This window comes from Sphingomonas sp. SphC10 (assembly GCF_057004845.1).
Window position 1 is genome coordinate 3,536,985 of record NZ_CM168044.1, and the last position, 15,353, is coordinate 3,552,337.

Sequence of the window (15,353 nt, forward strand, 5' to 3'; positions counted from 1 at the left end):
ATCATGCGGCGGCGTCTGCCTCTTTGGCTCCTGCTTCCGCTCCGCCTTCGGGCAGCTGCAGCGCGGCCATCATCTCGCGCAGTTCCTGACGCGCGGCGACATGGCCCAGGCCCATCGCGCCGAATTCCTTGGCATCGATCATGGTCAGGCCGTTGGGGAACATCTCACGATAGATGACGCGCTCGCCCAGGCCGGGGATCACGCGAAAGCCGACGCGGCGCGACAGGTCGGTCAGCGCATCCGACACGCGGCGCATGTTGCGCGCCTCGATATGCTGTAATCTGTTGCGCAGCACGACCCAGTCGATGGTGGTGCCGTCGGCGCGCGCCCGCTGCTTGCGCGCATCCCAGATCAGCTCCGAATAGAAGCTGGGACGCGTCACCTGGAACGTCTCCGGGTCCACTTGGCCGATCAGGTCGAAGTCGACGAAGCTGTCGTTCATCGGCGTGACCAGCGTGTTGGACAGGGCCGCCGCCGTCCGCGCGAAATGATCGTCTCGGCCCGGCGTGTCGACGATCAGGAAATCGGCATCCTGCGACAGACCGAACCAGAGTTCCTCGAACCCTTCCTCGGTCTGGCTGGTATGAGTCGCATGGGCCGGCATGGGCAGCTTGTGCCCGGTGCGCTTGATCGTCTCGGCCCGATTGTCGAGATAGCGGCCCACCGTCCGCTGGCGATGATCCAGATCGAGGCACGCCACGCGTGCGCCCTTGGCGGCCAGCGCGATCGCCACATGAACCGCCGTCGTCGATTTGCCTGTGCCACCTTTTTCATTGGCAAAGACAATCACGTGCGTTGAAGATAGCCGTTCCGGCAACTCGTCGCTTCCTTATTGATCCCCGTTGCCACCCTACATAGAAGCCCTCGGCGTGGGGAACGAGGGGTAAAATCAGTGCAAGTCATTCGGGATCGCGAAGCCTTGGTAGAGGCACTCGCCGCGTTGCGTGCCGAGGGCGCGCGCGTGGCGCTGGTGCCGACCATGGGCGCGCTCCACGCCGGGCATATCGCGCTCGTCGAAGCGGCGAAGCGGCCGGGCACCAAGGTCGTGGCGTCGATCTTCGTGAACCCCAAGCAGTTCGGCGCGGGCGAGGATCTGGGCCGTTATCCCCGGCGCGAACAGTCCGACATCCGCATGCTGACCGAGGCGGGCTGCGACCTGTTGTGGATGCCCGGCGTCGAGGTGATGTATCCCGAGGGCCATGCGACCTCGATCCGCGTCGACGGCGTCAGCGAAGGGCTGGAGGGCGCATCGCGCCCGGGCCATTTCGACGGGGTCGCCACCGTCGTCGCCAAGCTGTTCAACCAGGTCGGCCCCGACGCGGCCTATTTCGGCGAGAAGGATTTCCAGCAGCTGGCTGTGATCCGCCGCATGGTCGCCGACCTCGACTTCCCCATCGACGTGGTCGGCGTGCCGACCCAGCGCGACGATGACGGCCTCGCGCTCTCGTCGCGCAACATCTATCTCGACGAGGAACAGCGGGCCAAGGCGGTCGCGCTGCCGCGCGCGCTGGGTGTCGCGGCCCGGGCCATCGGGCGGGGCGAGGACGCAGCGACCGTTTTGGGCGATGCCCGCGCGACCCTGACCTCTGCCGGGTTCGAAGTCGATTATGTCGAGCTGGTCGACGCGGTAACACTTTCACTCGATTGCACCGTAGAGCGCCCGCGCCGCCTGGTGGCCGCTGCACGTATGGGATCAACCAGACTGATCGATAATATCGCTGTCACCGACCTGTCATGAGTTAACCAATTTGTGACCGTTATGGCCATAGACCCAGTGTCGGACGCAGAGGGGGTCCGAACAGAGGGGCAGGATATGGCCAATAGCAGCAAATCCGCACAATTCCTGATGGAAAGCCGGTTCGCCGATCAGGTGGCGACCGACGATGGTGCGACAATGTACGACCTGGGGGTCGCCTATTCGACCGGCTCGGGGGGCAAGCGCCTGGACCTGGTCGAGGCGCACAAATGGTTCAACCTGGCGGCGGTCGCGGGCTTCCTGCCGGCGCAGATCGCCCGCGCCGAAGTGGCGGGCGACATGACCGCGCGCGAGATCGCCGAGGCGCAGCGCCAGGCACGCGCTTTCCTTTACGGCAACATGCCACAGATGCGCGCGGCCTGACACCACGCTAACGCAGCATGACTATTGGTGGTCGTGATGACGGGATGTGTGGGACGATGACGGAACAAGGCGTGAGCGATGGCAAGGTGACCGTCAGCTTTTGGCGTCTCGCCGTTCACCTTGTGGTCACGATAGCCGTCAGCCTGTCCGTAACGATCATGCTCGAACGCTATGCTGGCTTGCCGCGCTGGATGGTGGCCAATAGCTCTCATGGCCGGTCACTGGCCGGAATCATCGGATTGGCCGTCGCGCTGCTCTTTCGTCGAGGTTTCGCCAAGCTCTTGCCATTGGTGGAGCAGACGAACTCCTGAGGCGCGACATATATCGGGCGTCGAGACTGCCCTTGATATGTCAACCGCCACCAGGTTTGGTGAAAAGCGCCGGATAGACGCGGCCTGAACCGGCGGACCGCCGCGCGCTGATCTGCCCGGACGGGGCGGGCCGGGATCAGCTCACGGGATCATATTCGACTCAGGCTTCGCTCGCCTTCTTTGCCGGGGCTTTCTTGGCAGGTGCCTTTTTGGCAGGTGCCTTCTTCTCGGCGGTCTTCTTGTCGGCCGTTGCCTTGGCCTTGGCAGGCGCCTTTTTCGCCGCCGCCTTCTTCGCGGGTTTCTTGCGTGCCGGAGCGGCCGCCGCGCGCGCATCGATCAATTGCGCGGCTTCTTCCAGCGTCAGCTGATCCTTGTCGACCGTCTTGGGGATGGTCGCATTCGTCTCGCCGTCCGTGACGTAAGGGCCGTAGCGCCCTTCCATCAGCTTGATCTCCGCCTCGGTGCGCGGATGCTTGCCGAGCACCTTGAGCGGCTCGCGCGACGCAGTGCCCCGCGCGGCACGTCCGCCGCCCGCCGCCGCTTCGGCCAGCTTGACCACGGCGGCGTTCATGCCCGTCTCGAACACATCGGCGGTCGAGGTAAGGCGCGCATATTTGCCGCTATGCGCCAGATAGGGGCCGTAACGCCCGATCGACGCGGTGATCGGCTCGCCCGTTTCCGGGTGGTTGCCGATGGTGCGCGGCAGGCTGAGCAGCTTCAATGCCCATTCCAGATCGAGATCGACATCCTTGGGGATGGAAGCGCGCTTGGCGTCCTTGCCTTCGCCCAGCTGGATATAGGGGCCGAACCGCCCCGACTTGCGCTCGACCGGAAGGCCGGTTTCGGGGTCCTGGCCGAGCGTTTCCGGCCCGGTATCCTCGCCAGCCCCTTCGCCGCCCTGGGCGAATCGGCGGGTATATTTGCACTCCGGATAGTTGGAGCAGGCGATGAACGCGCCGAATCGGCCACCACGAAGGGCGAGCTTGCCCTCGCCGCAATTGGGGCAGAGGCGCGGATCCGATCCATCCGCCTTTTCGGGGAACAGATAGGGTGCCAGGAACTGATCCAGTTCGGCGGTAATCGCCGAGGGCTGCTGCTCCATCACTTCCGAAGTGCGCGGCTTGAAATCGCGCCAGAAGGCGTCGAGCACCGCCTGCCACTGGGCACGGCCGCCGGACACGTCGTCCAGCTCCTCTTCCAGCTCGGCGGTATAGTCATAGCCGACATATTTCTCGAAGAAGCGCTCAAGGAACGCCGTCACCAGCCGCCCGCTCTCCTCGGCGAAGAAGCGGTTCTTCTCGACGCGGACATAGGCCCGGTCCTTCAGCGTCTTGATGATCGAGGCATAGGTGGACGGACGCCCGATGCCCAGTTCCTCCATCCGCTTGACCAGCGAGGCTTCGGAGAAGCGCGGCGGCGGCTGGGTGAAGTGCTGCTCGGCCTTCACTTCCTTCTTGGCGGGGGCATCGCCCTCGCGCAGGCGGGGGAGGCGGCGGGCTTCCTCGTCCTGGCTGTCGTCCTGGCCTTCCTCGTACAGCGCCAGATAGCCGGGGAAGAGCACGACCTGGCCGGTGGCGCGTAAGGTATGGCGGCCGGTGCCGTCGGCCATGTCGATGGTGGTGCGCTCCATCCGTGCCGAGGCCATCTGGCTCGCCAGCGCGCGCTTCCAGATCAGGTCGTAGAGGCGGCCATGATCGCCCGAACCGGCACGGTCGCGGCTGAAATCGGTCGGGCGGATCGCCTCATGCGCTTCCTGCGCGTTCTTCGCCTTGGACTGGTACATGCGCGGCTTGTCGGGGACGTAAGACCCGTCATAGCGCTCGGCCACGGCCTTGCGCGCCGCCGAGATGGCCGACCCGTCCATCTGGACGCCATCGGTACGCATATAGGTGATCGCACCGTCCTCATAGAGCTGCTGCGCGATCCGCATGGTGTGATCGGCCGAGAAGCCCAGTTTGCGCGCGGCCTCCTGTTGCAGCGTCGAAGTGGTGAAGGGCGGCGGCGGGTTGCGCGTCGCGGGCTTGGTCTCGACCGACTGGACCTGGAAACGGCCCGCCTCGACATCGGCCTTGGCGCGGGTCGCGTCGCCCTCGTTACCGATCGACAGGCGGTCGAGCTTCTTGCCCTCCCACTGGACGAGGCGCGCGACGAAGGGCGTGCCGTCCTGTTCCATATCGGCCGTCACCGACCAATATTCCTGCGGCCGGAACGCCTCGATCTCGCGCTCGCGCCCGACGATCAGGCGCAGCGCCACCGACTGGACGCGGCCCGCCGACTTGGCGCCGGGCAGCTTGCGCCATAGCACCGGCGACAAAGTGAAGCCGACCAGATAGTCGAGCGCCCGGCGCGCGCGATAGGCGTCGATGAGGTCGGTATCCAGCTCGCGCGGATTCTGCATCGCGTGCAGGATGGCGGGCTTGGTGATCGCGTTGAACGTCACCCGCTCGACCTTGTCGGGCAGCGCCTTGCGGTTCTTCAGCACCTCCTGCACGTGCCACGAAATCGCCTCGCCCTCGCGATCAGGGTCGGTGGCCAGGATCAGGCGGTCGGCCTTCTTCGCTTCGTCGGCGATCGCCTTCAGTTGGCGCGCCTTGTCCGCGTAATTCTCCCACTCCATCGAAAAATTCTGGTCGGGGTCGACCGAGCCATCCTTGGGCGGCAGGTCGCGGACGTGACCATAGCTCGCCAGGACGCGGTAGTCCGAACCCAGATATTTCTCGATGGTCTTCGCCTTGGCAGGCGATTCGACGATGACAAGCTGCATGAGTGGTAAAACTACGTCCCTTACGTGTGTACGCGAGGATGGGGAGGGGGCGGGGGGAGGTCAAGCGGGGTTGGCTCGGGTGTGGCGGGGGCCGGGGCTTGGCCTTCGACTTCACTCAGGCCGAACGGGGTTTGGGTAAAAGCCCCATACCCCTCCAGCCGTTCAGCCTGAGCGAAGTCGAAGGCCACGTTCAGACCTCTCGTATGAAGCGCATGGCCTCCCCCCGATAATGCGGTCGGTCGTGCAGGACATAACCCAGCTTCTCCGCCAGCCGGATGGATTGCTGGTTGGCGGGTGAGATCATGCACTGGGTCGCGGGCGGTGCATGATGCTCGTCCATCCAGCGATGCGCGGCGGCCGCCGACTCATAGGCATAGCCCTTGCCATGGGCGGCGCTGGTGAAGACCCAGGCGGCCTCCGGCATACTGTCCAGCCTGGGCGCGACCTCTCGCCGGAAATCCATGAATCCGGTCTCGCCGATATATTGCCCGGTTGTCCGATCCAGAACGGCGAACATCCCGTGGCCGAACACCGACCAATAGCCGATGAAGCGCAGCAATCGCATCCACGCCTCCTCGCCGGTCATCGGCGCACCGGCGTGGCGGACCACCACCGGATCGGCAACCATCGCGGCATAGTCGTCGTAATCCGCGACCTCATAGGGGCGCAGGGTCAGGCGTTCGGTCTGGATCATGTCAGCGCCACTCGCCCGCCCGCATGGCGCTCCAGCCGTCCGGCCAGTTCCAGTTCCAGCAGGATCGTCTGGACGATCGCCGGCGGGCGCCCGCTTTGGCGGATGAGTTCGTCGACCGTCACCGCCACCGGGCCGAGCAGATCGGTGACGCGCGCGCGATCGGCATCGCTTGCCTCCTGCGGCGGCGGGGGCGTGTAGCGGCTCTCGGGCGCGCGGACCATGCGGGCGTCGATGGGGCGGATCTGTTCGAGGATATCCCCCGCCGACTGGATCAGTGTCGCGCCCTCGCGGATCAGCATGTTGCAGCCTTGCGCGCGCGGATCGGCGGGGTGGCCGGGCACCGCCATGACCTCGCGCCCCGCCTCGCCCGCCAGCCGCGCGGTGATCAGCGAGCCGGAGCGCGGCGCGGCCTCGACCACCACCGTGCCTTGCGCCAGCCCTGCGATGATCCGGTTGCGCGAGGGGAAATGGCGCGCCAGCGGCTGCATGCCCGGCGGCTGCTCGGCGATCAGCAGGCCGCGCGTGGCGACCTCCTCCTGCAACCGGGCGTTTTCGGGTGGGAAGGCGATGTCGATGCCGCTGGCGATGACGCCGATCGTGCCGCCCTCGAGCGCGCCGATATGCGCCGCCGTATCGATCCCGCGCGCCAGTCCGGAGGTGACGGACACGCGCTGCGCCGCGAGGTCCTGCGCCAGCCCGCGTGCGAAGCGGCACGATGCGGCCGAGGCGTTGCGCGCGCCGACCAGCGCCACGCCGCCGCGCTGCGCCAGGCCGATGTCGCCGCGTATGATCAGTGCGGGCGGGGCGGTGTCGAGTTCGGCGAGCAGCGCGGGGTAATCGGGCTCATCCAGCATGACATGACGCGCGCCGAGCCGTGCGACCGCCTCGATCTCGCGCGCGATCCCCGCCGAGTCGGCGGCCCTGGGGGCTTCGCCGCCGCCGCGCCGGGCAAGATGGGGCAGGGCGTCGAGCGCGGCCTGCGCCTCGCCGAATCGGGCCATCAATTGTCGCCAGGTGACGGGTCCGATGCCATGCGTCCGCAGCAGCCGAAGCTGCGCGAACCGGGCGTCAGTCACGCTTCTTGCCGATACGGGGTTCGGTCCCGGCCAGCAGGCGCTCGATATTCGAGCCATGCTTCCAGACGACGATCAGTGCGAGTGCGATCAGCAGCAGCACCAGATCGAACCGGCCCATCGCCGCCGCCGCCAGCGGTACGCTGACCGCCGCCGTCATCCCTGCCACGGCCGAGATGCGGATGGTGGCGAGCAGGCCCAACCAGACGACCGCATAGACGACACCCAGCGGCCAGTAGAGCGCGGTGACGACACCCATCAACGTCGCGACACCTTTGCCCCCGCGAAACTTCAGCCAGATCGGGTAGCAATGCCCGACGAATGCGGCGGCCGCCGCCAGCACTTCCTCACCGGGCAGCCAGTGCCGGACGAGCAATACGGCGGCGACACCCTTCAGCATGTCGAGGATCAGCGTCGCGGCAGCGAGTCCCTTGCGGCCGGTGCGCAGCACATTGGTCGCGCCGATATTGCCCGACCCGATGCTGCGCAGATCACCCGCCCCAGCGGCGCGGGTCAGGATGATGCCGAACGGAATCGACCCCAGCAGATAGCCGATCAGCAAGGCCCAGGTCGGCGGCCCCCAGATGATTTCGGTCGGCAATAGTCTTCCCCTGTGCTCCGGGACAGACATAGAACATGCGTGCTGGCCTGTCCAATCTGGCGCGGCTCTGGTTTCGGACGCGCACGGCGCTTATGAGGCGGGGATGAGCGATGCGCGTCCCATCCTGTTCTTCGATTCCGGTGTGGGCGGGCTGTCGATCGCGGGGCCTGCACGCGCCGCCTTGCCGACCGCGCCCTTCGTCTATGTCGCCGATAGTGCGGGCTTTCCTTATGGCGAGAAGACCGAGGCGGAGATTGCCGGCCGGGTCCCCGCGCTGCTAGGGCGGCTGGCGGAGCGGTATCGGCCGCGCCTGATCGTGATCGCGTGCAACACGGCCTCGACCATCGCACTGCCCGCCGTGCGCGCGGCGCTGGACCTGCCGGTGGTCGGCACGGTGCCTGCGATCAAACCGGCGGCGGCGATGAGCGAGACGCGCACCATCGGCGTGCTGGGCACGCGCGCGACGGTGCGACAGGCCTATGTCGACGAACTGGCGGCGCGCTTTGCCGGCGATTGTCGGGTGGTCCGGCATGGCTCGGCCGAACTGGTGGAACTGGCCGAGGCGAAGCTGCGTGGCGAGTCCCTGTCCTCCCGAGCCTTTGCGGCGGTGCTGGGCGGGTTGTTCGGGCAAGAGGGCGGCGACGCCATCGACGTCATCGTCAATGCCTGCACCCATTTCCCGCTGGTCGAGGCCGAACTGGCGGCGGCGGCCCCTCGACCGATGCGTTTCGTCGACGGCGGGCCTGGCATCGCACGGCGAATCGCGTTCCTGACAGAGGGACAGGACTGGCCCGCCTCGGCGGGCGAGGGCGTGGCGGTGTTCACGCGGCTCGGCGACCGGGAACATGCGCTGGCGCCCGGGCTGGCGGCGCGGGGGTTCACGCGGATCGAAGCTCTTTGATGGCCCTTCGTTCGCATTGAACGGACGAGGCGCGCGCGCCAAGCCCAGCTAACCCAAGCCAAGTCGAGGCGTAGATGACGTACGAACTCCCGATCGGTCATGCCCCCAGCAGCGCCCGCGACACCGCCTCGATAAAGGCGGTACGCCGCGCGGGTTCGGCAAGCTGCGGGTCGGGAATGTCGGTCGCGGTGACGATCCGGGTGATCTGGCCGCGTCGGGGTTCCTCCGCCGGGCGGATATCGGCGGCGGGCAGCGACCGGACCAGCGCCTGTTCGTCCTCCTCGAAGGCGATCCGGGCGATGCCCCGGTCGGTCGTCGCGACCAGCAGCGGCCCCATCGGCGAAGGCGCGATGGTCCAACCGACGCTCACCCCTTCGCCGCCACGCCGCCATTGTCCCGGCGCCATGCCCAGCCGCTGGTCGCTGTCCGCATAGAAACGGCTGGGGGCGGCATAGCCCGCCTCGTACAGTGCGGCGGTGATGCTGGCTTCGGCGGCCAGCGCCTGCGCGGCACGGGCGGAGCGACGCGCCCTGGCATAAGCGGCGGGCGTCACCCCGGTCGCGCGCTTGAACAGCCGGTGGAAATGATGCGGGGCATAGCCGACCTGCGCCGCCAGCGTTTCCAGCGACGGCGGGGCATCGGCCGCCTCGATCAGGGCGATCGCCGCCGCCACCGCCTGCCGGTCGCGCGTCACCGTATCGGGCAGGCAGCGCAGGCAGGCGCGGAACCCTTCCGCACGCGCGGCCTGTGGATTGTCCAGGAACCGGACATGTTCGCGTCTGGGGCGCCGGGCCGCGCAACTCGGGCGGCAGTAGATACCCGTCGTCTTCACCGCGACGACGAACCGGCCGTCGGAGGACCGGTCGCGCGCGACGAAGGCGGCCCAGGCGGTGTCTTGGTCGATGGCGTCGCGGGCAGGGGCGGGCGGTGTGTCGGTCATGGCCGGACGATTGTGGCAAAATCCATTGTGGCTTTCATCCCACGGCTTGCGGCCAAAGCTCTCACGCTTGCGTCACCAACCTGTCATAACATGTGCCACGCAGCTTGCATCCAAAGGTTCCCGATGCTAACCGCCCGCCAACCCATCGGAGGCGCGTTTTTCGCGCCCCGTTCCCCATGGGGCCAACCCGTTCGTTGTTCGAGGAATTCGCATCCGTGGAGATGTCCGGCGGTACTATAAGCGGCACAGGCGGCATCCAGGCGAGCCTGGGTGGACGTTATGCGCTCGCGCTGTTCGAAACGGCCGCGGAGCGCCGTTCGATCGACACGATCGAGGCGAGCCTCGTGACCCTTCGCGATGCGCTGGCCGCCGATAAGGATCTGGCTGCGCTGACCAAGAGCCCGGTCGTGGCGCGCGGGGCCGCCGTCAAGGCGATCCTGGCGGTCGCCGACACGCTGGGTCTGGACGGGGTGACCAAGAATTTCCTCGGCGTCCTCGCCGAGAATCGGCGCCTTTCGGCGCTGCCGCAGATCATCCGTGCCTTCCGCCAGCTGGCCAGCCGCCATCGCGGCGAGGTCGCGGCCGAAGTGACGAGCGCCCACCCGCTGACGGAAGGGCAGGTCGCCGAGCTGAAGCAGCAGCTGCGCACCCGCGTCGGCCGCGAGGTGTCGGTCGACCTGTCGGTCGATCCCGACCTGCTCGGCGGGCTTGTCGTCCGCATCGGTTCCCAGATGATCGATAGCTCGATCCGCACCCGTTTGAATGCGCTCGCCAGCGCGATGAAAGGCTGACGTTCCCATGGATATCCGCGCCGCAGAAATCTCCAAGGTCATCAAGGACCAGATCGCCAATTTCGGCACCGAGGCCCAGGTCAGCGAGACCGGCCAGGTGCTGAGCGTCGGTGACGGCATCGCGCGCATCTACGGCCTCGACAATGTCCAGGCGGGCGAGATGGTCGAGTTCGCCAATGGCGTGCAGGGCATGGCCCTCAACCTCGAAGCCGACAATGTCGGCGTCGTGATCTTTGGCTCGGACGCCGAGATCAAGGAAGGCGACACCGTCAAGCGCACCGGCACCATCGTCGACGTGCCGGTCGGCCGTGGCCTGCTGGGCCGCGTCGTGGACGGTCTGGGCAACCCGATCGACGGCAAGGGCCCGATCGAGGCGACCGAGCGTCGCCGCGTCGAGGTGAAGGCACCGGGCATCATCCCGCGCAAGGGCGTGCATGAGCCGGTCCAGACCGGCCTGAAGGCGATCGACGCGCTCGTTCCCGTCGGCCGTGGCCAGCGCGAGCTGATCATCGGCGACCGCCAGACCGGCAAGTCGGCCGTCGCGATCGACGCCTTCATCAACCAGAAGACGGTCAACGCCGGCACCGACGAGTCGAAGAAGCTCTACTGCATCTACGTCGCCGTGGGTCAGAAGCGCTCGACCGTGGCGCAGCTGGTCAAGACGCTCGAAGAGAATGGCGCGATGGAATATTCCATCGTCGTCGCCGCGACCGCGTCGGAGCCCGCCCCGCTGCAGTTCCTCGCGCCCTACACCGGCACCGCGATGGGCGAGTATTTCCGCGACAACGCGATGCACGCGCTGATCGTGTTCGACGATCTGTCGAAGCAGGCCGTCGCGTACCGCCAGATGTCGCTGCTGCTGCGCCGTCCGCCGGGCCGTGAAGCGTATCCTGGCGACGTCTTCTATCTGCACAGCCGTCTGCTCGAGCGTGCGGCCAAGATGAACGACGCCAACGGCGCCGGTTCGCTGACCGCGCTGCCGATCATCGAGACCCAGGCGGGCGACGTGTCGGCCTACATCCCGACCAACGTGATCTCGATCACCGACGGCCAGATCTTCCTCGAAACCGACCTGTTCTTCGCGGGCATCCGCCCGGCGATCAACGTCGGCCTGTCGGTCAGCCGCGTCGGCTCGGCCGCGCAGACCAAGGCGATGAAGAAGGTGTCGGGCTCGATCAAGCTGGAGCTGGCCCAGTATCGCGAAATGGCCGCCTTCGCGCAGTTCGGCTCGGATCTCGACGCCTCGACGCAGAAGCTGCTGAACCGCGGTGCGCGCCTGACCGAGCTGCTCAAGCAGCCGCAGTTCTCGCCGCTGCCCTTCGAGGAGCAGACCGCGTCGATCTTCGCAGGCACGAACGGCTATATCGACAACGTGCCGGTGGCGCAGGTCGTCCGCTACGAAGCGGCGATGCTCGCCTATCTGCGCAACGATCACGCCGATGTGCTGGCGATGATCCGCGACACCAAGGATCTGGGCGACGAGGCCAAGGGCAAGCTCAAGGCCGCGCTCGACCAGTTCGCGAAGATCTTCGCGTAAGACGGCATGTAAGCCCTCTCCCCTCGGGGGAGAGGGTTGGGTGAGGGGCGCCACATAGGCCGTCTCATCCGTGGCAGCCCCTCACCCCGGCCCTCTCCCCCGTGGGGAGAGGGAGAAGAAGGACTAAGATGGCGTCCCTCAAGGCCCTCAAGATCCGGATCAACTCGGTCAAGTCGACCCAGAAGATCACCAAGGCGATGAAGATGGTCGCCGCCGCCAAGCTGCGCCGGGCGCAGGACGCGGCGCAGAACGGCCGTCCCTATGCCGAGCGTCTCGAAGCGGTGATGGCCGGTATGGCCGCGCGCGTCGGTGGCGTCGGTGCGTCGCCGCTGCTGGCGGGCACCGGCAAGGACGATGTCCAGCTGCTGGTCGTCGCCACCTCGGAGCGTGGTCTGGCGGGTGCGTTCAACACGAACATCGTCCGCGCCGCGCGCCGCAAGGCCGAAGAGCTGACCGCGCAGGGCAAGACGGTGAAGTTCTACCTCGCGGGCAAGAAGGGGCGCGTGCTGAAGCGCTTCTTCCCGAACGCGATCCTCGCCGATCACGACATGAGCGCGATCAAGGCGCCCAAGTTCGACGACGCGCGCGTCATCGCTGACGATCTGATCGCGCGGTTCGAGCGCGGCGAGTTCGACGTGGCGCATCTGTTCTACTCGAAGTTCGTCTCGGCGCTGGTGCAGGACCCCGTCTCGCAGCAGCTGATCCCCGTGCCGATGCCCGCGCCCAGCAAGGGTGAGACCTCGGTCGAGGCGGTCGCCGAGTTCGAGCCGAGCGAGGAAGATATCCTCGACGCGCTGCTGCCGCGCAACGTCGCGGTGCAGATCTTCCGCGCGCTGCTGGAAAACCAGGCCGGTTTCTACGGTTCGCAGATGAACGCGATGGACAATGCCACGCGCAACGCGGGCGACATGATCCGCCGCCTGTCGATCCAGTATAACCGGACTCGTCAGGCCGCGATCACCACCGAGCTGGTCGAGATCATCTCGGGCGCCGAGGCGCTCTGATGCGTCTTGCGCTCCTTCTGGGCCTGACGGTCGCTCTGGCCGGATGCGGCCAGGCGTCCGACCAGGCGAAGGACGCGCCCAAGGCTTCGCCGACGCCGTTCGTGACGGGCGGCTGGGCGACCGTGTTCGGCCATGCGCCCGAGACGGTCAGCCTGCTCGACCGGATGGGCTTTCGCATGAGTGGTTACGCGCCCGTCCAGGGTGTGCACCGCGCGATCGCCCAAGCCACCCCGATGGCCGATCCGTCGGTGTCGCCGGTCAATATGGGCAATCTGATCGTCGAGGGCGACGCAGCGCGGCTGAATGAAGTCCGCTTCTCGCTCGACCTCGTCCATCTCGAGACCAGCCCGTTCGCCAAGACGCAGTTCATCCGCTGGGTGACCAAGCCGATGGATCAGCTGGGTCTGGACGGCAAGGATGCGGTCACGGCCGCGATCCAGAATGAAAGCGCCACCACCGGCCACCTGACCGGCGCCGATTACCGTGTTACCCGTGACAAGATCGACGGTGGCCGCCGTCTGGTCGTAACCTTTACCCGCCCCGAAGCCCGCCCCGAAGCGATTTCGGGCTCTACCGAACCAAGGAAGCAATGATGGCAACCGCCGCTGAGGACATCCGGCCGACCACGGCCACCAACAATGTCGGCACGATCGCCCAGGTCATCGGCGCGGTCGTCGACGTTCACTTCCCCGATCACCTGCCCGCGATTCTGTCGGCGCTGGAGACGGACAATAACGGCACCCGTCTGGTGCTCGAAGTCGCGCAGCATCTGGGCGAGAACACCGTCCGCACGATCGCGATGGACACGACCGAGGGGCTGACCCGCGGCCAGACCGTGACCGACACCGGCGCGCAGATCCGCGTGCCCGTCGGCCCGGCGACGCTCGGCCGCATCCTGAACGTCGTCGGCGAGCCGATCGACGAGCGTGGCCCGGTCGCCACCGACCTGCGCGCGCCGATCCACGCCAAGGCGCCCGAGTTCATCGAGCAGTCGACCGAGAGCGCGATCCTGGTCACCGGCATCAAGGTCATCGACCTTCTCGCCCCCTATGCCAAGGGCGGCAAGATCGGCCTGTTCGGCGGCGCGGGCGTCGGCAAGACGGTTCTGATTCAGGAACTGATCAACAACATCGCCAAGGGCCATGGCGGCACCTCGGTGTTCGCGGGCGTCGGTGAGCGGACCCGCGAGGGCAACGACCTGTATCACGAATTCCTCGATGCGGGCGTGATCGCCAAGGACGCCGAGGGCAATGCGATCAGCGAGGGCTCGAAGGTCGCGCTGGTGTACGGCCAGATGAACGAGCCGCCGGGCGCCCGCGCTCGCGTCGCCCTGTCGGGTCTGACCATCGCGGAATATTTCCGCGACCAGGAAGGCCAGGACGTGCTGTTCTTCGTCGACAACATCTTCCGCTTCACCCAGGCGGGTGCGGAAGTGTCGGCGCTGCTGGGCCGCATTCCGTCGGCCGTGGGCTACCAGCCGACCCTGTCGACCGACATGGGCGCGCTGCAGGAGCGCATCACCTCGACCAACAAGGGTTCGATCACTTCGGTGCAGGCCGTGTACGTGCCCGCCGACGACTTGACCGATCCGGCGCCGGCCACCTCGTTCGCCCACCTCGACGCGACGACCGTGCTCAACCGCGCCATCTCGGAGCTGGGCATCTACCCGGCCGTCGACCCGCTCGACTCGACCAGCCGCGTGCTCGAGCCGCGCATCGTCGGCCAGGAGCATTATGAGACGGCCCGTGCGGTCCAGTCGCTGCTCCAGCGCTACAAGGCGCTGCAGGACATCATCGCGATCCTGGGCATGGACGAGCTGTCCGAAGAGGATAAGCTGACCGTCCAGCGCGCCCGCAAGATCCAGCGCTTCCTGTCGCAGCCCTTCCACGTCGCGGAAGTCTTCACCGGCATCTCGGGCAAGTTCGTCCAGATCGAAGACACGATCCGTTCGTTCAAGGCGGTGGTCGATGGCGAGTATGACCATCTGCCGGAAGCGGCCTTCTACATGGTCGGCGGCATCGACGAAGCCGTCGCCAAGGCCGAGAAGCTGGCGCAGGAAGCCTGATGTCCGCGCCGCGCCGCGAGGACGCGGTCAACGATGTCTGTCCCTGGTCGGGTAAGCCGATCAGCGACGACGGGTTGACGGTCTATCGCGGCGCGGTGGTCGGCTTCTGCAATCCTGGTTGCCGGGACAAGTTCGACGCGGCCGTCGCCGCGTTCGACCGCGCGATTGAAACGAGACCCTGACATGCTGCACTTCGAACTCGTGACCCCCGAAAAGCTCCTCCGCTCGGAGGAGGTGCATATGGTGGTCGTCCCCGGCACCGAGGGCGATTTCGGCGTGCTGGAGGGCCATGCGCCTTTCATGTCGACCGTTCGCGACGGCGCGATCCAAGTCTATCGCACCGAAAAGGGTGAGCCGGAATCGATCCAGATCCGTGGTGGCTTCGCCGAGGTAGGGCCGAAGGGCCTGACCGTTCTGGCGGAGCATGCGGGGTAAGGGTTTTTCGCCTTTATACCGGGTTTTGAGACGGTCGCGGCGGTAGCTGCGGCCGTTTTCGTTTGTGGTGAGGGCGGGGCGTGGCCTTCGACTTCGCTCAGGCTGAACGGGGCGAGGG

Annotated in this window: 17 protein-coding genes; 11 read left to right on the forward strand and 6 right to left on the reverse strand. The window is 66.9% G+C overall.

The annotated features are described in order from the left end of the window. Position 1: 1 nt before the first annotated feature. A complete protein-coding gene (locus tag ACWKSV_RS16400; protein ID WP_056430607.1) occupies positions 2-817 on the reverse strand; it encodes a division plane positioning ATPase MipZ in 816 nt (271 codons plus the stop codon). 75 nt (positions 818-892) lie between these two features. On the opposite strand from ACWKSV_RS16400, the gene panC reads away from it, so the two are divergent. The 3 genes from panC (at position 893) to ACWKSV_RS16415 (ending at position 2,430) form a co-directional block, all read left to right on the forward strand. Beyond that, positions 893-1,738: a pantoate--beta-alanine ligase gene (gene panC, locus ACWKSV_RS16405; protein WP_076714989.1), complete on the forward strand. Its 846-nt coding sequence runs from the start codon at positions 893-895 to the stop codon at positions 1,736-1,738. Between the two features lie 75 nt (positions 1,739-1,813). Further along, positions 1,814-2,119, forward strand: a complete 306-nt coding sequence (locus ACWKSV_RS16410) for a hypothetical protein (protein ID WP_056430602.1) — start codon at positions 1,814-1,816, stop codon at positions 2,117-2,119. Positions 2,120-2,190: 71 nt separating this feature from the next. Continuing rightward, positions 2,191-2,430, forward strand: a complete 240-nt coding sequence (locus ACWKSV_RS16415) for a hypothetical protein (protein ID WP_156884175.1) — start codon at positions 2,191-2,193, stop codon at positions 2,428-2,430. Between the two features lie 160 nt (positions 2,431-2,590). Here the strand turns inward: ACWKSV_RS16415 and topA are convergent, their stop codons facing one another. The 4 genes from topA to plsY form a co-directional block, all read right to left on the reverse strand. Beyond that, a complete protein-coding gene (topA, locus tag ACWKSV_RS16420) occupies positions 2,591-5,194 on the reverse strand; it encodes a type I DNA topoisomerase (RefSeq protein WP_076714993.1) in 2,604 nt (867 codons plus the stop codon). 190 nt (positions 5,195-5,384) lie between these two features. Continuing rightward, the gene (locus ACWKSV_RS16425; RefSeq protein ID WP_076714995.1) at positions 5,385-5,888 is read right to left on the reverse strand and encodes a GNAT family N-acetyltransferase; all 504 of its coding nucleotides are present in this window, start codon (positions 5,886-5,888) and stop codon (positions 5,385-5,387) included. Beyond that, complete coding sequence (dprA, locus tag ACWKSV_RS16430) at positions 5,885-6,964, reverse strand: DNA-processing protein DprA (protein WP_076714996.1); 1,080 nt, start codon at positions 6,962-6,964, stop codon at positions 5,885-5,887. Before dprA ends, ACWKSV_RS16425 begins: the two co-directional genes overlap by 4 nt. Next, positions 6,957-7,562 (reverse strand): glycerol-3-phosphate 1-O-acyltransferase PlsY, encoded by a 606-nt coding sequence (gene plsY, locus ACWKSV_RS16435; RefSeq protein WP_056430584.1) that lies wholly within the window; start codon positions 7,560-7,562, stop codon positions 6,957-6,959. Before plsY ends, dprA begins: the two co-directional genes overlap by 8 nt. A 103-nt stretch (positions 7,563-7,665) precedes the next feature. Here plsY and murI point away from each other — a divergent pair, with 103 nt between their 5' ends. Next, positions 7,666-8,463: a glutamate racemase gene (murI, locus tag ACWKSV_RS16440; RefSeq protein WP_076714998.1), complete on the forward strand. Its 798-nt coding sequence runs from the start codon at positions 7,666-7,668 to the stop codon at positions 8,461-8,463. 97 nt (positions 8,464-8,560) lie between these two features. Here the strand turns inward: murI and ACWKSV_RS16445 are convergent, their stop codons facing one another. Next, positions 8,561-9,403: a bifunctional transcriptional activator/DNA repair enzyme AdaA gene (locus ACWKSV_RS16445; protein ID WP_076715000.1), complete on the reverse strand. Its 843-nt coding sequence runs from the start codon at positions 9,401-9,403 to the stop codon at positions 8,561-8,563. A 221-nt stretch (positions 9,404-9,624) separates the two neighbouring features. On the opposite strand from ACWKSV_RS16445, the gene ACWKSV_RS16450 reads away from it, so the two are divergent. From ACWKSV_RS16450 to ACWKSV_RS16480, 7 genes are all read left to right on the forward strand, one after another. Further along, entirely contained in the window at positions 9,625-10,194 is a 570-nt protein-coding gene (locus ACWKSV_RS16450; protein WP_076717911.1) for a F0F1 ATP synthase subunit delta, read from the forward strand. 7 nt (positions 10,195-10,201) lie between these two features. Then, on the forward strand, positions 10,202-11,731 hold the full coding sequence (atpA, locus tag ACWKSV_RS16455) for a F0F1 ATP synthase subunit alpha (protein ID WP_056430575.1): 1,530 nt from the start codon (positions 10,202-10,204) through the stop codon (positions 11,729-11,731). Positions 11,732-11,859: 128 nt separating this feature from the next. Further along, a complete protein-coding gene (locus ACWKSV_RS16460) occupies positions 11,860-12,735 on the forward strand; it encodes a F0F1 ATP synthase subunit gamma (RefSeq protein WP_076715002.1) in 876 nt (291 codons plus the stop codon). Then, the gene (locus ACWKSV_RS16465) at positions 12,735-13,328 is read left to right on the forward strand and encodes a hypothetical protein (RefSeq protein ID WP_076715004.1); all 594 of its coding nucleotides are present in this window, start codon (positions 12,735-12,737) and stop codon (positions 13,326-13,328) included. The genes ACWKSV_RS16460 and ACWKSV_RS16465 overlap by 1 nt, the downstream gene beginning before the upstream one ends. Further along, a complete protein-coding gene (atpD, locus tag ACWKSV_RS16470; protein ID WP_056431330.1) occupies positions 13,328-14,800 on the forward strand; it encodes a F0F1 ATP synthase subunit beta in 1,473 nt (490 codons plus the stop codon). Before ACWKSV_RS16465 ends, atpD begins: the two co-directional genes overlap by 1 nt. Further along, a complete protein-coding gene (locus ACWKSV_RS16475; protein WP_076715006.1) occupies positions 14,800-14,982 on the forward strand; it encodes an eL24 family ribosomal protein in 183 nt (60 codons plus the stop codon). The genes atpD and ACWKSV_RS16475 overlap by 1 nt, the downstream gene beginning before the upstream one ends. A 1-nt stretch (position 14,983) precedes the next feature. Then, positions 14,984-15,235 carry an ATP synthase F1 subunit epsilon gene (locus tag ACWKSV_RS16480; RefSeq protein WP_056430567.1) on the forward strand — a complete coding sequence of 84 codons (252 nt, stop codon included), beginning with the start codon at positions 14,984-14,986 and terminating at the stop codon, positions 15,233-15,235. Positions 15,236-15,353: the final 118 nt, after the last annotated feature.